The sequence below is a fragment of the Enterobacter vonholyi genome (assembly GCF_008364555.1).
Lineage (GTDB): Bacteria > Pseudomonadota > Gammaproteobacteria > Enterobacterales > Enterobacteriaceae > Enterobacter > Enterobacter vonholyi.
In genome coordinates, this window is sequence record NZ_VTUC01000038.1 from 256,912 (window position 1) to 274,822 (window position 17,911).

The following is a 17,911-nucleotide window of genomic DNA, read 5'->3' on the forward strand; positions in this document are numbered from 1 at the left end:
CATGGGTAAACTAGCGTTAGCGGCGAAAATCACCCACGTACCGTCGATGTATCTCTCCGAGCTGCCGGGCAAAAACCACGGCTGCCGTCAGGGCGCCATCGATGGGCATAAAGAAATTAGCAAGCGCTGCCGGGAGCTGGGCGTCGATACCATTATCGTCTTCGACACCCACTGGCTGGTGAACAGTGCGTATCACATCAACTGTGCGGACCATTTTTCGGGCGTCTACACCAGCAACGAGCTGCCGCACTTTATCCGCGACATGACCTACGACTACGACGGCAATCCGGAACTCGGCCAGCTCATCGCCGACGAGGCGGTGAAGCTTGGAGTGCGCGCCAAAGCGCACAACATTCCAAGCCTGAAGCTGGAGTACGGCACGCTGGTGCCGATGCGCTACATGAACGCGGATAAGCACTTCAAAGTGATCTCCATCTCGGCGTTTTGCACGGTTCACGACTTCGCCGACAGCCGCAGGCTGGGCGAGGCTATCGTCAGCGCCATCGAAAAATATGACGGCACCGTGGCGGTGCTCGCCAGCGGCTCGCTGTCGCACCGCTTTATCGACGACCAGCGCGCCGAGGAAGGGATGAACAGCTACACCCGCGAGTTCGACCGCCAGATGGACGAACGCGTGGTGAAGCTGTGGCGCGAGGGTCAGTTCAAAGAATTCTGCAGCATGCTGCCGGAGTACGCCGACTACTGCTACGGCGAGGGCAACATGCACGACACGGTGATGCTGCTGGGCATGCTCGGCTGGGACAAATACGACGGCAAGGTGGAGTTTCTCACCGAGCTGTTCGCCAGCTCCGGAACCGGCCAGGTCAACGCCGTTTTCCCGCTGCCCGCCTAAGGAGCCACCATGCCGCACTTTATTGCTGAATGTACCGACAACATCCGCGAGCAGGCCGACCTGCCGGGGCTGTTCGCCAAAGTGAACGAGGCGCTCGCCGCCACGGGCATCTTCCCCATCGGCGGTATCCGCAGCCGCGCCCACTGGCTGGACACCTGGCAGATGGCCGACGGCAGGCACGATTACGCCTTTGTGCATATGACGCTGAAAATCGGCGCCGGGCGCAGCCTGGAGAGCCGGGAAGCCGTGGGGGAGATGCTGTTTGGGCTTATCAAAGCGCACTTCGCGGAGCTGATGGCGAGCCGCTACCTGGCGCTGTCGTTTGAGCTCGACGAACTGCACCCGACGCTTAATTACAAACAGAACAACGTGCACGCGTTGTTTAAGTAATACCGGCACGGCCAGTCTCCTCGCCCCTTTAGGGAGAGGGAGAAAACAAACATAAAACAGGATATCGCCATGCTCGACAAACATACCCATACCCTGATCGCCCATCGTCTGCATCAGGCGGAACAGTCCCGGGAGCAGATCCGCGCGATCTCGCTGGACTACCCGGAGATTACCATTGAAGACGCCTACGCCGTCCAGCGCGAATGGGTCAGCCTGAAAATCGCCGAAGGCCGCGTGCTGAAGGGCCACAAGATCGGCCTGACCTCAAAAGCGATGCAGGCCAGCTCGCAGATTAGCGAGCCGGACTACGGCGCGCTGCTGGACGACATGTTCTTCCACGACGGCAGCGACATCCCGGTCGACCGCTTCATCGTCCCGCGAATTGAAGTGGAGCTGGCCTTCGTGCTGGCAAAACCGCTGCGCGGCCCGAACTGCACTATCTTCGACGTCTACAACGCCACGGATTACGTCATCCCCGCGCTGGAGCTGATCGACGCCCGCTGCCACAACGTCGACCCGGAGACCCAGCGCCCGCGCAAGGTGTTCGACACCATTTCGGATAACGCCGCCAACGCGGGCGTCATCCTCGGCGGCCGTCCGATTAAGCCCGACGAGCTGGACCTGCGCTGGATCTCCGCCCTGCTCTACCGCAACGGCGTGATCGAAGAGACCGGCGTGGCCGCAGGCGTCCTTAACCACCCGGCCAACGGCGTGGCGTGGCTGGCGAACAAGCTGGCGCCGTACGACGTGCAGCTTGAGCCGGGGCAAATCATCCTCGGCGGCTCGTTTACCCGCCCGGTGCCCGCCAGCAGAGGCGACACCTTCCACGTCGACTATGGCAGCATGGGCTCCATCAGCTGCCGTTTTGTCTAGGAGATAGTCATGCAAAATGCATTCAAAGCGGCGCTGCAGGCGGGCCGTCCGCAAATCGGGTTATGGCTGGGGCTGACCAGCAGCTACAGCGCCGAGCTGCTGGCGGGGGCAGGCTTCGACTGGCTGCTGATCGACGGCGAGCACGCGCCGAACAGCGTGCAGACCGTCTTAACCCAGCTGCAGGCTATCGCCCCTTATCCCAGCCAGCCGGTGGTGCGCCCGTCGTGGAACGACCCGGTGCAGATCAAACAGCTGCTGGACGTGGGTGCGCAAACCCTGCTGGTGCCGATGGTGCAAAACGCCGACGAAGCGCGGCTGGCGGTACGTTCCACCCGCTACCCGCCTGCAGGCATTCGCGGGGTGGGCAGCGCACTGGCGCGCGCCTCGCGCTGGAACCGAATCCCGGATTATCTGCAGCAGGCCAACGACGCCATGTGCGTGCTGGTGCAGATTGAAACCCGCGAGGCGCTGAAAAACCTGCCGCAAATCCTGGACGTGGAAGGCGTCGACGGCGTGTTTATCGGCCCGGCGGATCTTAGCGCAGACATGGGCTTTGCCGGCAATCCGCAGCACCCGGAGGTGCAGGCCGCCATCGAGCAGGCGATCGCACAGATACGCGCTGCCGGTAAAGCCCCCGGCATCCTGATGGCGAACGAGCAGCTGGCAAAACGCTATCTTGAACTCGGCGCGCTGTTTGTTGCCGTCGGCGTCGACACCACTCTGCTCGCCCGCGGCGCGGAAGCGCTGGCGGCACGTTTTATCGAAAAACCGGTTACGTCAGTTAATAACAATAAATCCGTCTACTAAACGTAAGATCTGGAGCGCACCATGACGACCTCTACCCTGCAAACCCATGATAATAAAGCTGTTGAACATCGCGTCATTCACAAGCTGTTCCGTCGCCTGATCGTTTTTCTTTTTATCCTGTTTGTCTTCTCGTTTCTCGATCGCATCAACATCGGCTTCGCCGGGCTAACGATGGGTAAAGATCTTGGCCTCACGTCAACCATGTTTGGCCTGGCCGCGACGCTGTTTTACGTCACCTACGTGCTGTGCGGCATTCCGAGCAACATCATGCTGGCGAAGATCGGCGCACGCCGCTGGATCGCCGGGATCATGGTGGTGTGGGGTATTGCCTCCACCTGCACCATGTTCGCCACCAGCCCCGAAACCCTCTACGTCCTGCGCATGCTGGTGGGCATTGCCGAAGCGGGTTTCCTGCCGGGGATTCTGGTCTATCTCACCTGGTGGTTCCCGGCCTATCACCGCGCCCGCGCCAACGCGCTGTTTATGATCGCCATGCCGGTAACCATGATGCTCGGCTCGATCCTCTCCGGGTACATTCTGGCGATGGACGGGCTGTGGAACCTCAAGGGCTGGCAGTGGCTGTTCCTGCTGGAGGGGCTGCCATCGGTGGTGCTCGGCGTGGTGACCTGGTTTTACCTCAACGACACGCCGGACCAGGCCACCTGGCTGGATGAGGACGAAAAGCAGGCGCTGAAAACGATGATCGCCCGCGAGCAGGAGGTCGCGATTGCCCAATCCGTCACGCCGCGTTCCACGCTGCGCGAGGTGCTCACGCCCGCCGTGCTGCTCTACACGCTGGCCTACTTCTGCCTGACCAATACGCTGAGTGCGATCAACATCTGGACGCCGCAGATCCTGCAGAGCTTCAACACGGGAAGCAGCAATATCGTCATCGGCCTGCTGGCGGCGATCCCGCAGTTTTGCACCATCCTCGGGATGATCTGGTGGAGCCGCCGCTCCGACAGGCTGAAAGAGCGAAAAAAGCACACCATCCTGCCGTACCTGTTCGCCGCGGCGGGATGGATGCTGGCCTCCGCGACGGATCACAGCCTGATCCAGCTGCTTGGCATCATCATGGCCTCAACCGGATCTTTTACCGCCATGGCGATATTCTGGACCACGCCGGATCGGGTTATTAGCCTGCAGTCCCGCGCGGTGGCGCTGGCGGTAATCAACGCCATCGGCAACGTCGGCTCCGCCGTCAGCCCGCTGCTGATTGGGATCCTGCGCGACGCGACCGGCAGCTTCAGCTCGGGGCTGTGGTTTGTGGCCGGGCTGCTGGTGGTCGGCGCGCTGGTGCTGACGCGCATTCCGATGACACAGCGGGATCAACAGAGGAACGATCATGTGCCAGAGCCCTATCGCCAACATTGATATCAGCAAGGAGTACGATGAAAGTCTGGGCACCGACGATGTGCACTACCAGTCGTTCGCCCGCATGGCGGCCTTTTTTGGCCGCGACATGCAGGCGCACCGTCACGACCAGTACTTTCAGATGCACTTTCTCGATACCGGACAGATTGAGCTCCAGCTCGACGATCACCGCTACTCGGTGCAGGCCCCGCTGTTCGTCCTCACGCCGCCGTCGGTGCCGCACGCGTTTATCACCGAATCCGATAGCGACGGTCACGTGCTGACGGTGCGTGAGGATCTGATCTGGCCGCTGCTGGAGGTGCTCTACCCCGGCACGCGGGAGGCGTTTGGCCTGCCGGGGATCTGCCTCTCGCTGGCGGATAAGCCGGACGAGCTGGCGGCGCTGAAGCACTACTGGCAGCTGATCGCCCGCGAATCCACGGAGCAGCTGCCCGGGCGCGAGCATACCCTGGTCCTGCTGGCGCAGGCGGTGTTTACCCTGCTGCTGCGCAACGCGAAGCTCGACGACCACGCCTCGGGCGGCATGCGCGGCGAGCTGAAGCTGTTCCAGCGCTTTACCCAGCTGATCGACACCCACTACCACCAGCACTGGACGGTGCCGGAATACGCCAGCGAGCTGCACCTGACCGAATCCCGCCTGACCGATATCTGCCGCCGCTTCGCCAACCGTCCGCCAAAACGGCTGATCTTCGACCGCCAGCTGCGGGAGGCCAGGCGCCTGCTGCTCTTCTCCGACAGCACCGTCAGTGAGATTGCCTGGCAACTGGGGTTCAAAGATCCGGCCTATTTCGCCCGCTTTTTTAACCGCTTAGTGGGATGCTCGCCCAGCGCGTATCGGGCTCAGAAAGTACCGGTTTCCCCTCACCCCGGCCCTCTCTCCAAAGGGGAGAGGGTGTAATTGTTCCCTCTCCCCTTTGGAGAGAGGGTTAGGGTGAGGGGACAACGATCACAAATCCCAATCCCACCCGAAAAGTACCCGTCGTTGTCCCAATCGTCCCTTCACGTTACGCCCCTCTCAGGCTTCAATTAAACAACAAAAACAAAACATAAATTTAACAACACAATTCCGATACGAGGTTCCCTATGAAGCCTGAAGAGTTCCGCGCAGACGCCAAACGCCCGTTAACCGGTGAAGAGTATTTAAAAAGCCTGCAGGACGGTCGTGAGATTTATATCTACGGCGAGCGCGTCAAAGACGTCACCACCCATCCGGCGTTTCGCAATGCGGCGGCCTCCATCGCGCAGATGTACGACGCGCTGCACAAGCCGGACATGCAGGACACGCTGTGCTGGGGCACCGACACCGGCAGCGGCGGCTATACCCACAAGTTCTTCCGCGTGGCGAAAAGCGCCGACGACCTGCGCCAGCAGCGCGACGCCATCGCCGAGTGGTCGCGCCTTAGCTACGGCTGGATGGGCCGCACGCCGGACTACAAGGCCGCGTTCGGCTGCGCGCTCGGCGCCAACCCGGCCTTCTACGGCCAGTTCGAGCAGAACGCCCGCAGCTGGTACACCCGCATTCAGGAAACCGGCCTGTACTTCAACCACGCCATCGTTAACCCGCCGATCGACCGCCACAAGCCGGCGGACGAGGTGAAAGACGTCTACATCAAGCTGGAGAAAGAGACCGACGCCGGGATTATCGTCAGCGGCGCGAAAGTGGTAGCCACCAACTCGGCGCTGACCCACTACAACATGATCGGCTTCGGCTCCGCGCAGGTGATGGGCGAAAACCCTGACTTCGCGCTGATGTTCGTCGCGCCGATGGATGCCGAGGGCGTGAAGCTGATCTCCCGCGCCTCCTACGAGATGGTGGCAGGCGCGACCGGCTCCCCTTTCGACTACCCGCTCTCCAGCCGCTTTGACGAGAACGACGCGATCCTGGTGATGGATCACGTGCTGATCCCGTGGGAAAACGTGCTGATCTACCGCGATTTCGACCGCTGCCGTCGCTGGACGATGGAAGGCGGTTTCGCCCGCATGTACCCGCTGCAGGCCTGCGTGCGTCTGGCGGTAAAACTCGACTTCATCACCGCCCTGCTGAAGAAATCCCTGGAATGTACCGGTACCCTGGAGTTCCGCGGCGTGCAGGCAGATCTCGGCGAAGTGGTGGCCTGGCGCAACATGTTCTGGGCGCTGAGCGACTCCATGTGTTCCGAAGCCACCCCGTGGGTTAACGGCGCGTATCTGCCGGATCATGCCGCGCTGCAAACCTACCGCGTGATGGCGCCGATGGCCTACGCCAAAATCAAGAACATCATCGAGCGTAACGTGACGTCCGGCCTGATTTACCTGCCGTCCAGCACCCGGGATCTGAACAATCCGCAGATCGACCAGTATCTGGCGAAATACGTGCGCGGCTCCAACGGCATGGATCACGTCGAACGCATCAAGATTTTGAAACTGATGTGGGACGCCATCGGCAGCGAGTTCGGCGGTCGTCACGAGCTTTACGAAATTAACTACTCCGGCAGCCAGGATGAAATTCGCCTGCAGTGTCTGCGCCAGGCGCAGAGCTCCGGCAACATGGACAAGATGATGGCGATGGTCGACCGCTGCATGTCCGAATACGACCAGCACGGCTGGACCGTACCGCACCTGCACAACAACAGCGATATCAACATGCTCGACAAGCTGCTGAAATAGCGCAGCGGGAGGTTGCAATGCATTCAGATGAACAACGCCTGCGTTTTCGCGACGCAATGAGTAGCCTGTCGGCGGCGGTAAATGTGGTCACCACCGAGGGCGAGGCGGGCCGCTGCGGCATTACCGCCACCGCCGTCTGTTCGGTCACAGATACCCCGCCGTCGGTCATGGTGTGCATCAACGCCAACAGCGCTATGAACCCGGTATTCCAGGGCAACGGCAGGCTGTGCGTTAACGTGCTGAACCACGAGCAGGAGATCATGGCTCGCCATTTCGCCGGGATGACCGGTATGACGATGGAAGAGCGCTTTGCACTCTCCTGCTGGCAGAAAGGGCCGCTGGCGCAGCCTGTGCTCAAGGGCGCGCTGGCCAGCCTTGAAGGTGAGATTAGCCAGGTGCAAACCATCGGCACGCATCTTGTCTACCTTGTTGAAGTTAAAAACATTATCCTGAGTGACGCGGGACACGGCCTGATCTACTTCAGGCGCCGTTTCCACCCGGTCATGCTGGAGGCAGAAGCCGCCTTGTGATGCCCCTTCGCGCTGGCCTTTTTTTCCGGCCAGCGCCGCTTTCTACAAAAACTCCTAAGGTTTCCCCTAAAACACGCCGTTATATAGCCATAAGAGAAATTTTCTGTGACTGAATACTGACACTACCTGTCAGTGCATCCGCATCATTCAGCGCATACCTAAATATACAGGATGACCTTATGGCTAAAACGACGCGTAGCCGCTCGGCTGAACGTCTGGTCGATATTCTGGTTGAGCTACATTTAAACGGTGTGGTAAACCGCAGTGCGCTAATGGAGAAATTTAAAATTACCGAGCGTACCGTCTACCGGGATTTAAATGCCCTCTCTCCCATTGTTGAACATTTCGGTAACGGGCTATATCGGCTGATCCATTCTGCACAATCGCCCGGCGGACAAGGCTTACATCACACCCTTGCTAACTTCCTGAATGCTGACAGCTTTTTCCCTGAAAGAAATACGGAATTCTGGCAGAAGCTTGAAGCGCGCGTTGACGAAAACCATATTCTTATTCTTGGCAATGAAGCAGAACACACGGTAGAACGTGATATTCGCCGTCATTTAACGAAAATCGAGAAATCGATTAAAAACCATAATGTTTGCCAGATCGTTTATAAGGGTAAAACCCGTCTGATTAATCCCTATAAACTCATTAACAAAAAAAATATATGGTATTTACAAGCCACCGAAAATAGCCGCCTGAAATCCTTCTCCTTGAGCCAGATTAGCTGGTTTGATATTCAGAAAACGACCTTCACCCCTGAAGAAAATGTCCTTGAGCTGCTGGAGAAAAGCCTCGACCCTTGGGTATCTGAAGATACTTTCGCAGTGAAAATATTTATTAAAGATAATATTTCACATTACTTCCTGCGCCGCGATCTTCTGCCGGAACAGGAGCTGCTGGAGGAGCAACAGGGCGGCGTCACGCTGCGCTGCCAGGCGGCCCACGAGAACCAGATCCTGCCGCTGCTGTTCTACTGGCTCCCCCATATTCAGATACTGGAACCGAGCTGGCTGAAGGAGAAGCTCATCAGGACGCTGGAAAGCTATCTGGCCGTGGAGCGTACCCCGAATAATCAAGTGATCTCAATCACATAATTTCGCCCACTGGCGGCGAGCCGAAACCGCTCGTCGCCTCCTTTGACCGCTCACCCGGCACTTTCAACCACTCATTCACTTACCGTCCTTTACGCGCGCGTTGATCTGGCACGATCGCTCCAGCATTAATCAATACCTCCTCACAACGAACCCTGACCCTTTTTTCTTTACATAAAAAACCAGGTCTTACTATGGATACTAAAAAACTACTGAAGCACGTGCCCTGGGCCTTACTCGGGATCCTCGGCGCTTTTTGTCTGGCGGTTGTCGCATTACGCCGGGGCGAACACGTAAGCGCCCTGTGGATCGTGGTCGCGTCCGTTTCCGTCTATCTTGTGGCTTATCGCTACTACAGCTTATACATCGCGCAGAAGGTCATGAAGCTCGACCCGACGCGCGCCACGCCGGCGGTCATTAACAATGACGGCCTGAACTACGTGCCAACCAACCGCTACGTGCTGTTTGGTCACCACTTTGCCGCTATCGCCGGGGCAGGCCCGCTGGTCGGCCCGGTACTGGCCGCGCAGATGGGCTACCTGCCGGGTACGCTCTGGCTGCTGGCGGGCGTGGTGCTGGCCGGTGCGGTGCAGGACTTTATGGTGCTGTTTATCTCTTCTCGCCGTAACGGCGCCTCTCTGGGTGAGATGGTCAAAGAGGAGATGGGCCGCGTGCCGGGGACTATCGCCCTGTTCGGCTGCTTCCTGATCATGATCATCATCCTCGCGGTGCTGGCCCTGATCGTGGTGAAAGCGCTGGCCGAAAGCCCGTGGGGCGTCTTCACCGTCTGCTCTACCGTACCGATTGCGCTGTTCATGGGGATCTACATGCGATTCCTGCGTCCGGGCCGCGTGGGTGAGGTGTCGGTGATTGGTATCGTGCTGCTGGTCGCCTCCATCTACTTCGGCGGCGTCATCGCGCACGACCCGTACTGGGGCCCGGCGCTGACCTTCAAGGACACCACCATCACCTTCGCGCTGATTGGCTATGCGTTTATCTCCGCGCTGCTGCCGGTCTGGCTGATTCTGGCCCCGCGCGACTACCTGGCGACCTTCCTGAAAATCGGCGTGATCGTCGGGCTGGCAATCGGGATTGTGATCATCAACCCTGAACTGAAAATGCCGGCGGTGACCCAGTACATCGACGGTACCGGTCCGCTGTGGAAAGGCGCCCTGTTCCCGTTCCTGTTTATCACCATCGCCTGCGGTGCGGTCTCCGGCTTCCACGCCCTGATCTCCTCCGGTACCACGCCTAAGCTGCTGGCAAACGAGAAAGACGCACGCCTGATCGGCTACGGCGCCATGCTGATGGAGTCCTTCGTGGCGATCATGGCGCTGGTTGCCGCGTCCATCATCGAACCGGGTCTGTACTTCGCAATGAACACCCCTCCGGCGGGTCTCGGTATTACCATGCCGAACCTGCACGAGATGGGCGGCGACAACGCGGCGCTGATTATGGCGCAGCTGAAAGACGCCAGCGCACACGCGGCGGCGACCGTCAGCTCCTGGGGCTTCGTGATTTCGCCTGAGCAGATCATGCAGACGGCGAAAGACATCGGCGAACCGTCCGTGCTGAACCGCGCCGGTGGCGCACCGACGCTGGCTGTCGGTATCGCACACGTGTTCCACAAAGTGCTGCCGTGGGCGGACATGGGCTTCTGGTACCACTTCGGTATTCTGTTCGAAGCGTTGTTCATCCTCACCGCGCTGGATGCAGGTACCCGTGCGGGTCGCTTCATGCTGCAGGATCTGCTGGGTAACTTCGTGCCGTTCCTGAAGAAAACCGACTCTCTGGTAGCGGGCATTCTGGGTACGGCGGGCTGCGTCGGCCTGTGGGGCTACCTGCTGTATCAGGGCGTTGTCGACCCGCTCGGCGGCGTGAAGAGCCTGTGGCCGCTGTTCGGTATCTCTAACCAGATGCTGGCGGCTGTAGCTCTGGTGCTCGGTACCGTTGTCCTCGTGAAGATGAAACGCACCAAATACATCTGGGTCACCGTAGTCCCTGCGCTGTGGCTGCTGCTCTGCACCACCTGGGCGCTTGGCCTGAAGCTGTTCAGCGCCAACCCGCAGCTGGAAGGCTTCTTCTTCATGGCTAACCAGTACAAAGAGAAGATTGCCGCTGGCGGCGCGGATCTGACCGCCCAGCAGATTGCCAACATGAACCATATCGTGGTGAACAACTACACCAACGCGGGTCTGAGCATTCTGTTCCTGGTGGTGGTGTACAGCATCATCTTCTACGGCATCAAAACCTGGCTGAAAGTGCGTAACGCCGACGGCCGTACGGACAAAGAAACCCCGTACGTGCCGGTGCCTGAAGGCGGCGTGAAGACCTCTTCACACCATTAATCCGCAATCCTCACCCTCTCCCTTGGGAGAGGGCTGGGGTGAGGGAAACACAAGCCCAGCGGACTCACATCGCCGGGCTTTTTCTGTCTGGAACCCACAATGTTTGGTAACTTAGGCGAAGCAAAAAAATACCTCGGTCAGGCGGCGAAAATGCTGATTGGCATTCCGGACTATGACAACTACGTTGAGCATATGAAGACCAACCATCCTGATAAGCCGTACATGACCTACACTGAATTCTTCCGCGAGCGTCAGGAAGCGCGCTACGGCGGAAGTGGAGAAGGCGGCGTCCGCTGCTGCTAAAGGAGAGACCATGACCCCGATTGCCGTTACCCTGCTGACCGGTTTCCTCGGCGCCGGTAAAACCACCCTGCTGCGCCACATTCTGAACGAGCAGCACGGCTTCAAAATCGCCGTCATCGAAAACGAATTTGGCGAAGTCTCCGTAGACGACCAGCTGATTGGCGATCGCGCCACGCAGATCAAAACTCTGACCAACGGCTGCATCTGCTGCACCCGCTCTAACGAATTAGAAGATGCCCTGCTGGACCTGCTCGACAGCCGCGATCGCGGGGAAATCGACTTTGACCGCCTGGTGATCGAGTGCACCGGCATGGCCGATCCCGGCCCGATTATTCAGACCTTTTTCTCCCATGAGATCCTTTGCCAGCGCTATCTGCTGGACGGCGTGATTGCCCTGGTTGATGCGGTCCACGCCGACGAACAGATGAACCAGTTCACCATCGCCCAGTCTCAGGTGGGCTACGCCGACCGCATCCTGCTGACCAAAACCGACGTGGCGGGCGAAAGCGAAAAGCTGCGCGAGCGCCTGACCCGCATTAACTCCCGCGCGCCGATTTTCACGGTGACGCACGGCGATATCGACCTGTCCCAGCTGTTCAACACCAACGGCTTTATGCTGGAGGAGAACGTCACCGCGAAACCGCGCTTCCACTTTATGGGAGATAAGCAAAACGACGTGGCGTCGATTGTGGTGGAGCTGGACTACCCGGTGGACATCGGCGAGGTTTCGCGCGTAATGGAAAACCTGCTGCTGTCGTTTGCCGACAGGCTGCTGCGCTACAAAGGAATGCTGTGGATTGACGGCGAACCCAACCGCCTGCTGTTCCAGGGCGTGCAGCGCCTGTACAGCGCCGACTGGGACCGACCGTGGGGCGATGAAGCGCCGCACAGCGTGATGGTGTTTATTGGCATCCAACTGCCGGAGGAAGAAATTCGGGCGGCATTTGCGGGGCTGAAAAAATAGCCTCCCCGCTTAACTATGCGCAGCGAACAATCCCCTCTCCCCTGAGGGGAGAGGGTTAGGGGTGAAGGGTAAGCCCTGGTATTATTTCACCGCCTCCGGAAGCGTCACAATCCACAGCTCGCTGTCGGACTCCGGCTTCTTCAGCGGCTTCACGCTGAGCGTGGTTTCAACCGGTTTATCATCCAGCGTCAGCTTGCCTTCCGCATTTACCCGGTAATCCTTGAGCTTCTTGCCCTCGACCGGATTTTGCATCGCTACCTTTACGCCAAAGTCGTTATCGTTCGCCACCGCAAGCGTTTTGCTGTCGATCAGCGCCAGCCCTTCGGCCTTCTCCTGCTGCCAGCCCAACGCGCGCAGATCGACGACCTGCGTTTTAGCCGCAAGGGTAATGCCGCGCTGCGCCAGGGTTTTCTCATCATCAAACTCAGGGTACTCGCCCGGCTTGTCAAAGGTAGTCAGGTCGCTCGCCTTGCTGAGGTCTACCTTGTAAATCAGGTTACGCATCCCGTCGTTTTTATCGCTTCCCTGCTCAATCAGCAGGATGTGCTGATTATCGAGCGCCACGATGTCGCCGATTTTGGCGTCGCTGTTTTTGTCATAGGCCGCGCTGTCAATGGGGTAACCGTACATCGCCGTTTTCCCGGTTGCCGGGTCGAAGCTCACCAGACGCGTAAACAGCGCCTGCTTTTTGCTCTTACCGTCGATGTCCAGCGTGCTTTGCACCGCAGCGATAATCCGTCCGTCCGGCATCCGGGTCAGGCCTTCAAAGCCCCGGTTCGGCTGGCGCCATTTGATGATGTTTGGCAGACCGCCCGCGATGGATTTCTCCCCTTCCGCGGCCTGCGGCCCGTGGATCGCAATGATTTTGCCTTTGCTGTCGACGTTAATCAGGAACGGGCCGTACTCGTCGCACAGCCAGTAGCCGCCTTTGCCGTCCGGCGTGATGCCTTCCGTATCCAGTCCGCGGTTGTCACCCCTGAGCGTCTTTAAGGTGTCGCTGAACGCCACTTCATTGGTGGAACCAATCACGCCGCTTTGCAGCGGCAGACCGTTAATCTCGCCTTTATCATCATGCAGCGGGCGGGCATCAACCGCCTCCGCTTTGCCGTTCTGGACGCGGATGGTCATCAGCAGCGGCGCGAAATCAGGCGTGACAAATATTTTGGCTTCGTTTTTACCCATTTTTGGCGCATCGGCGTTGGGACCGCGATCGGTCACGGTCGCAAAGGTCAGGGCGTCGCCCTGCTTGCCCGTAAACAGCAGGCCGGAGCCAATGCCCACCGGGAGCCCATTCGGAAACGCATCGGCAAACGCGCCGCTGTATTTTACATGTGAGCCGTCAGGGAAGCTGACGACATAGCGCTCAGCAGTGGGCTGCGCCGCCAGGCCAGAGAAAGAGAGCGCACAGCCGATTAGCACAGGAATAATTTTTCTTTTCATATTGTTAGCATCCAGTAAGTGAAGCCAACAACGTAAAGAATAAACGTGTCAGAAAAATGACATGGAAGGGAAACCGGCCTGCGCGATTGAACGTATATTCATCGCTCGAAATGTAAGGCTTTGTTGTTTTGTGTGACAGGCGAAACATTTTTGGAAATTATTAGAAACCCAATTAATTCATCTCAAATCACTATCCCCGCCTCGTTCAGTTTATGTTTAGTCAAAAAACTAAACGGTTCCTAAACGCTAAAAACATCCCCTGTTGACACCCCGACAATCAAACATCATTGCAACAACTTCAATAAAAAAGTTAACAATATCAGTATAAAACCGCGATTTATATCACATTTGCAGTCATTAACATCGCTTGTTAAGGTGCGCCCAGATGAATTTAATGACGAGGCATAAAACATGAAAAAACTGAATATCCTTCTTCTTTCTGCTCTGGCTGCCGTATCGGGTTCCGCACTGGCGATGGGCGGCACCGTTGAGCAGGGTAAAAACTTTACCAACCTCAATCTGGAAATGGGGAAATCCTCATCCGGTGTTTATCTGGAAAGTAACTGGCTGAAAAACACCGATGACGGTACCCAGACCGGCGGCGTGGGCGCAGGCTACAACCTGGATCTTGGCCCGGTCATGCTGAACGCGGGCGCAAAAGCCATCTACCTCGGCCCGAAAAAAGGCGATAACGGCGTGGCGTTCCCGATTGGCGGCGGCGTAAACGTTGCCCTGACCGACAGCATCCACGTGTACGGTGAAGGCTATGTGGCGCCTGAAGGGCTGAACAACAGCGTGAAAAACTACGTCGAAGCCAACGGCGGCGTAAGCTGGACGCCGATCGCGCCAGTGACGCTGAAAGTGGGCTATCGCCACGTGAGCGTGGACGGCAAAGACGGTCGTCCGAACCACACGCTGATTGACGGCGCATATGTAGGCGGTGGAGTCACCTTCTGATGAAACACCGCATGACCGCGCTTTGCGTTCTGAGCCTCACGCTGATGCTCACCGGCTGCGTCCAGTACAAATGGGTGAAACCGGGCGTCAGCGATACGGAAATGAATAAAAAGCTCACGGAATGCGAAGCGCAGGCGCTGATCGATCTGCCCCCGGATAACGTCGTGACCGGTTCGAGCTCGGAAAAAACGGACAAAAAGAACAAGAAAAAGGATATTTCCACGAGCTACACGGTTGAAGACGCGAATGAATATCGCCGGGATACGCTGGTTGACAGCTGCATGTTTAAAAGCGGCTGGGACAAGATCGAAGTGCAATAATCCCCTTAAAAAAACCTGCCGGCCGGCAGGTTTTTTATTACCTCTTACTGACGCACCACCACCAGCTTCTGGTTCACAAACTCTTTGATCCCCAGATCCGACAGCTCGCGTCCGTAGCCGGAGCGCTTCACGCCGCCGAACGGCAGCTCTGGCGCGGTATCGGTAAGCCAGTTGATGTACACCATCCCGGTCTCGATCCGCGACGCCATCTTCTTCGCGCGCTCGATATCCTGGCTGAATACCGCCCCGCCCAGGCCGTAGTGGGAGTCGTTCGCCAGCGCGACCGCTTCGTCGTCGCTTTTCACCACGTACATCTGCGCCACCGGGCCGAAGAACTCTTGGAAGTACGCCGGGTTGTCGCGCGAGATATTCGTCAGGATCGTCGGTTCAAAAAAGCTGCCGTCGCGCTGCACCGGCTTGCCGCCATAGTGCAGCGTCGCGCCGTTTTTCACCGCCTCGTTAACCTGTTTGGTCAACGTTTCTAGCGCATCTTTCGACGACAGCGGCCCCAGCGTAGTGCTTTCGTCCAGCGGATCGCCAATCTTCACCTGCTTAAACGCCTCGGTGAATTTGCTCAGGAAAGCGTCGGCGATCTTTTCATGCAGGATAAAGCGCTTCGCCGCGGTACAGACCTGCCCGGCGTTGTTGAGACGCGCATTCACGCCAATCTTGACGGCTTTGTCCAGGTCCGCATCGTCCAGCACCACGAATACGTCGTTACCGCCCAGCTCAAGCGTGGATTTCTTGATGTGCTTCGCCGCCTGTGCGGCCACCACGCTGCCGGCTTTTTCAGAGCCGGTTAATGCGGCGCCCTGCACGCGATCGTCGGCAATGATGTTCGCCACCTGCTCGGACGAAATAAACAGGTTAGTCCATGCGCCTTCCGGCGCGCCCGCCTCGCGGACCAGATTGGCAAAGGTCTCGGCGCAGTGCGGCACGATGCTGGCATGTTTGGCGATGACGGGGTTACCCGCCGCCAGGTTTGGCGCCAGAACGCGCATCAGCTGGTAATACGGGAAGTTCCACGGCTCAACGGCCATCAGCACGCCGATGGGATGATGCTCCACCCATGCTTCCCCGAGTTCGGATTGATACTTCACCGGGGCCAGAAACTGCTTCGCGTTGTCGGCGTAGTAGCGGGCGATCTGCGCGCACAGCTTCACCTCGCCGCGGCTCTGTTCGATGAGCTTACCCATCTCCTGGCTGGCGATTTTCGCCAGTTCCTCGGTACGCTCGTCGATCAGGTCGGCAAGCTTATGCAGCACCGGCAGGCGCTGGCTGATGTCGCCTTTCGCCCAGTCCGAATGATAAAGCGCATCGGCCGCCTTCAGCGCCGCTTCGATATCCGCGTCGGTATGCGAGGGGTATTCTTTGATGAGCTGGTTAGTGGCAGGGTTTACTGTCTGATAAGCCATGTCGAATCTCCTTGTTTTACCGCTTAGGGTATTAAGGGTAGTCAACATGACTGGCCGTGGGCGTAAAGTTGGGTATATCCGGAAGGTTCTTAATGAAGCGCTGCCAGACGGTTCGCTGACGTGGTATAAAAAACGTCCAGAAGGAGTACTTATGACCGATACCCGACACATCCGGCAGACTTTTCACCGCGCCTCAGGCCTTGAGCTGCGCAGCACGTGGCGGAGCACGCAGGCGTATAAACGCCATAGTCACCCTCAGCTCTCTATCGGCGCGATTATGGAAGGCCAGACCTGCTGCGTGTGCCATGACAGAGAATACATCCTTAACCCCGGGGACCTCATTGTGATCCCGGCCTCTGCGCCGCACAGCTGCAACCCCGTCGCCGGGCAACCGCGCAGCTACCATATGCTCTATATCGACACCGATCTTCCTCTGGCGCTCCAGGTGATTCGCGACCCTACGCTCTTTAAGCGCTACCTTGATATTGTTGAGACGATGTCGCCTGCATCCGTGGATACGCTGCTTTCAGCCCTTCCCCGATGCGAGGAAAACGCAGATGCGCTTCGCTCAACCAGCCAGCACGTGCGGCAGGCGTTTCTTGCCGACCTGGCCGCACCGCCTTCCCTCGATGAACTTGCCCAGCGATTCTCGCTGCGCAAGGAGACGCTGATCCGCACCTTCCGGCAGGATACAGGCCTGACGCCGGGCAGCTTCCTCAACATCTCCCGCGTGGAGTTCGCCAAAGCGCGGCTACGTGCCGGGGACGACATCGCCGACGTTGGCTACCAGAGCGGCTTTACCGATCAGAGCCATTTTCATAAGATCTTCGTCAGCTATACCGCCGCCACGCCGCGCCAGTACGCTACGGGCCGATCAATATCCGACAATAAATAGCGTTTGCAGCGCCGTAGTCTGACCGCAGATTTTTAAACTGAGGTTGCTATGGAACTGTTCTTCCCTTCCGCTTTTCTCGCCCTGGCGCTGGCGCACTTTGTCGCCCTGCTAAGCCCGGGCCCGGATTTCTTCCTGCTGGTGGGCTACGCCGCGCGCTATCGGCTGCGCGGCAGCGCCGGAGTGTGCGTCGGTATCGCCGCGGGCAACGGGCTGTATATCTTACTGGTGATTATCGGCTGGAGCGCGCTGCGCCAGTTTACGTGGCTGTTTACGCTTATCGAGCTTTGCGGGGCGCTGTACCTGCTGTGGATAGGCTCGCATCTGGTGCGCAGCCAACCGCAGGCACTGGCGCTGAATGAAACCCGACAGCATCGCCCCTCTCTGCGTAAGCAGATCCTGCTGGGGCTCGGCTCGGCGCTGTTAAACCCGAAGAACGCGCTGTTCTATCTGGCGCTGATGACGGCCTTGCTGGGTCCGGACGTCACGCTGCTTCAGCAGGCAACGTGCGGCGTCTGGATGGTGATGGTGGTGCTGGCATGGGATCTGGCGCTGGTGTCCCTGATGGGATTATCGTCAGTTCAACAGAAGCTCAGCCGTTCGCTGTGGTGGATTGAGCGCACGGCGGGGGCAGTGCTGATGGGGTTTGGCGGGTGGGTGCTGTGGCGGTTTTTGCACTTTCCCCCCGCTTACCTCTATCCTTAA

General features: G+C 58.5%; 18 protein-coding genes. 16 read left to right on the forward strand and 2 right to left on the reverse strand.

Annotated elements, in window-relative coordinates; all coding sequences use genetic code 11:
* The first annotated feature begins 1 nt into the window (after position 1).
* From hpaD to yjiA, 12 genes are all read left to right on the forward strand, one after another.
* The gene (hpaD, locus tag F0319_RS21875) at positions 2 to 853 is read left to right on the forward strand and encodes a 3,4-dihydroxyphenylacetate 2,3-dioxygenase (protein ID WP_149367763.1); all 852 of its coding nucleotides are present in this window, start codon (positions 2 to 4) and stop codon (positions 851 to 853) included.
* A 9-nt stretch (positions 854 to 862) separates the two neighbouring features.
* On the forward strand, positions 863 to 1,243 hold the full coding sequence (locus F0319_RS21880; RefSeq protein ID WP_115876536.1) for a 5-carboxymethyl-2-hydroxymuconate Delta-isomerase: 381 nt from the start codon (positions 863 to 865) through the stop codon (positions 1,241 to 1,243).
* 69 nt (positions 1,244 to 1,312) lie between these two features.
* Positions 1,313 to 2,116: a 2-oxo-hept-4-ene-1,7-dioate hydratase gene (gene hpaH, locus F0319_RS21885; RefSeq protein WP_032660883.1), complete on the forward strand. Its 804-nt coding sequence runs from the start codon at positions 1,313 to 1,315 to the stop codon at positions 2,114 to 2,116.
* Between the two features lie 9 nt (positions 2,117 to 2,125).
* Positions 2,126 to 2,923, forward strand: a complete 798-nt coding sequence (gene hpaI, locus F0319_RS21890; protein WP_149367764.1) for a 4-hydroxy-2-oxoheptanedioate aldolase — start codon at positions 2,126 to 2,128, stop codon at positions 2,921 to 2,923.
* A 21-nt stretch (positions 2,924 to 2,944) separates the two neighbouring features.
* Complete coding sequence (gene hpaX / locus F0319_RS21895) at positions 2,945 to 4,297, forward strand: 4-hydroxyphenylacetate permease (protein ID WP_063622611.1); 1,353 nt, start codon at positions 2,945 to 2,947, stop codon at positions 4,295 to 4,297.
* The gene (gene hpaA / locus F0319_RS21900; protein ID WP_149367765.1) at positions 4,269 to 5,195 is read left to right on the forward strand and encodes a 4-hydroxyphenylacetate catabolism regulatory protein HpaA; all 927 of its coding nucleotides are present in this window, start codon (positions 4,269 to 4,271) and stop codon (positions 5,193 to 5,195) included. Before hpaX ends, hpaA begins: the two co-directional genes overlap by 29 nt.
* Positions 5,196 to 5,380: 185 nt before the next feature.
* Positions 5,381 to 6,943: a 4-hydroxyphenylacetate 3-monooxygenase, oxygenase component gene (gene hpaB / locus F0319_RS21905; protein ID WP_149367766.1), complete on the forward strand. Its 1,563-nt coding sequence runs from the start codon at positions 5,381 to 5,383 to the stop codon at positions 6,941 to 6,943.
* Between the two features lie 17 nt (positions 6,944 to 6,960).
* Positions 6,961 to 7,473: a 4-hydroxyphenylacetate 3-monooxygenase reductase subunit gene (locus tag F0319_RS21910; RefSeq protein ID WP_111964122.1), complete on the forward strand. Its 513-nt coding sequence runs from the start codon at positions 6,961 to 6,963 to the stop codon at positions 7,471 to 7,473.
* Positions 7,474 to 7,652: 179 nt separating this feature from the next.
* Positions 7,653 to 8,570, forward strand: a complete 918-nt coding sequence (locus tag F0319_RS21915) for a helix-turn-helix transcriptional regulator (RefSeq protein WP_149367767.1) — start codon at positions 7,653 to 7,655, stop codon at positions 8,568 to 8,570.
* A 191-nt stretch (positions 8,571 to 8,761) separates the two neighbouring features.
* Entirely contained in the window at positions 8,762 to 10,915 is a 2,154-nt protein-coding gene (locus tag F0319_RS21920; protein ID WP_111964124.1) for a carbon starvation CstA family protein, read from the forward strand.
* A gap of 99 nt (positions 10,916 to 11,014) precedes the next feature.
* Positions 11,015 to 11,218, forward strand: coding sequence for a YbdD/YjiX family protein (locus tag F0319_RS21925; RefSeq protein ID WP_003856610.1), 204 nt, complete (start codon positions 11,015 to 11,017; stop codon positions 11,216 to 11,218).
* A gap of 10 nt (positions 11,219 to 11,228) precedes the next feature.
* A complete protein-coding gene (gene yjiA, locus F0319_RS21930) occupies positions 11,229 to 12,182 on the forward strand; it encodes a GTPase (RefSeq protein WP_149367768.1) in 954 nt (317 codons plus the stop codon).
* Positions 12,183 to 12,263: 81 nt separating this feature from the next.
* Here the strand turns inward: yjiA and F0319_RS21935 are convergent, their stop codons facing one another.
* A complete protein-coding gene (locus F0319_RS21935; protein WP_149367769.1) occupies positions 12,264 to 13,622 on the reverse strand; it encodes an esterase-like activity of phytase family protein in 1,359 nt (452 codons plus the stop codon).
* Between the two features lie 411 nt (positions 13,623 to 14,033).
* On the opposite strand from F0319_RS21935, the gene F0319_RS21940 reads away from it, so the two are divergent.
* Positions 14,034 to 14,579: a YfaZ family outer membrane protein gene (locus F0319_RS21940; protein ID WP_111964127.1), complete on the forward strand. Its 546-nt coding sequence runs from the start codon at positions 14,034 to 14,036 to the stop codon at positions 14,577 to 14,579.
* Entirely contained in the window at positions 14,579 to 14,899 is a 321-nt protein-coding gene (locus F0319_RS21945) for a hypothetical protein (protein ID WP_111964128.1), read from the forward strand. Before F0319_RS21940 ends, F0319_RS21945 begins: the two co-directional genes overlap by 1 nt.
* Positions 14,900 to 14,943: 44 nt before the next feature.
* Here F0319_RS21945 and F0319_RS21950 read toward each other — a convergent pair whose 3' ends face one another.
* Positions 14,944 to 16,314, reverse strand: a complete 1,371-nt coding sequence (locus F0319_RS21950) for an NAD-dependent succinate-semialdehyde dehydrogenase (RefSeq protein WP_149367770.1) — start codon at positions 16,312 to 16,314, stop codon at positions 14,944 to 14,946.
* 151 nt (positions 16,315 to 16,465) lie between these two features.
* Between F0319_RS21950 and F0319_RS21955 the strand changes: the two genes are divergently transcribed.
* Positions 16,466 to 17,209 carry an AraC family transcriptional regulator gene (locus F0319_RS21955; protein WP_149367771.1) on the forward strand — a complete coding sequence of 248 codons (744 nt, stop codon included), beginning with the start codon at positions 16,466 to 16,468 and terminating at the stop codon, positions 17,207 to 17,209.
* 48 nt (positions 17,210 to 17,257) lie between these two features.
* Positions 17,258 to 17,911 carry a LysE family translocator gene (locus tag F0319_RS21960; protein ID WP_149367772.1) on the forward strand — a complete coding sequence of 218 codons (654 nt, stop codon included), beginning with the start codon at positions 17,258 to 17,260 and terminating at the stop codon, positions 17,909 to 17,911.

Excerpts from the sequence above, each read along its gene's own strand:
- hpaD (WP_149367763.1), top strand. The coding sequence starts at position 2 with ATGGGTAAACTAGCGTTAGCGGCGAAAATCACCCACGTACCGTCGATG.
- hpaX (WP_063622611.1), top strand. The coding sequence starts at position 2,945 with ATGACGACCTCTACCCTGCAAACCCATGATAATAAAGCTGTTGAACAT.
- hpaH (WP_032660883.1), top strand. The coding sequence starts at position 1,313 with ATGCTCGACAAACATACCCATACCCTGATCGCCCATCGTCTGCATCAG.
- F0319_RS21925 (WP_003856610.1), top strand. The coding sequence starts at position 11,015 with ATGTTTGGTAACTTAGGCGAAGCAAAAAAATACCTCGGTCAGGCGGCG.
- F0319_RS21880 (WP_115876536.1), top strand. The coding sequence starts at position 863 with ATGCCGCACTTTATTGCTGAATGTACCGACAACATCCGCGAGCAGGCC.
- F0319_RS21960 (WP_149367772.1), top strand. The coding sequence starts at position 17,258 with ATGGAACTGTTCTTCCCTTCCGCTTTTCTCGCCCTGGCGCTGGCGCAC.
- hpaI (WP_149367764.1), top strand. The coding sequence starts at position 2,126 with ATGCAAAATGCATTCAAAGCGGCGCTGCAGGCGGGCCGTCCGCAAATC.
- F0319_RS21915 (WP_149367767.1), top strand. The coding sequence starts at position 7,653 with ATGGCTAAAACGACGCGTAGCCGCTCGGCTGAACGTCTGGTCGATATT.
- hpaA (WP_149367765.1), top strand. The coding sequence starts at position 4,269 with ATGTGCCAGAGCCCTATCGCCAACATTGATATCAGCAAGGAGTACGAT.
- F0319_RS21935 (WP_149367769.1), bottom strand. The coding sequence starts at position 13,622 with ATGAAAAGAAAAATTATTCCTGTGCTAATCGGCTGTGCGCTCTCTTTC.
- F0319_RS21920 (WP_111964124.1), top strand. The coding sequence starts at position 8,762 with ATGGATACTAAAAAACTACTGAAGCACGTGCCCTGGGCCTTACTCGGG.
- F0319_RS21955 (WP_149367771.1), top strand. The coding sequence starts at position 16,466 with ATGACCGATACCCGACACATCCGGCAGACTTTTCACCGCGCCTCAGGC.
- F0319_RS21910 (WP_111964122.1), top strand. The coding sequence starts at position 6,961 with ATGCATTCAGATGAACAACGCCTGCGTTTTCGCGACGCAATGAGTAGC.
- F0319_RS21940 (WP_111964127.1), top strand. The coding sequence starts at position 14,034 with ATGAAAAAACTGAATATCCTTCTTCTTTCTGCTCTGGCTGCCGTATCG.
- F0319_RS21945 (WP_111964128.1), top strand. The coding sequence starts at position 14,579 with ATGAAACACCGCATGACCGCGCTTTGCGTTCTGAGCCTCACGCTGATG.
- yjiA (WP_149367768.1), top strand. The coding sequence starts at position 11,229 with ATGACCCCGATTGCCGTTACCCTGCTGACCGGTTTCCTCGGCGCCGGT.
- F0319_RS21950 (WP_149367770.1), bottom strand. The coding sequence starts at position 16,314 with ATGGCTTATCAGACAGTAAACCCTGCCACTAACCAGCTCATCAAAGAA.
- hpaB (WP_149367766.1), top strand. The coding sequence starts at position 5,381 with ATGAAGCCTGAAGAGTTCCGCGCAGACGCCAAACGCCCGTTAACCGGT.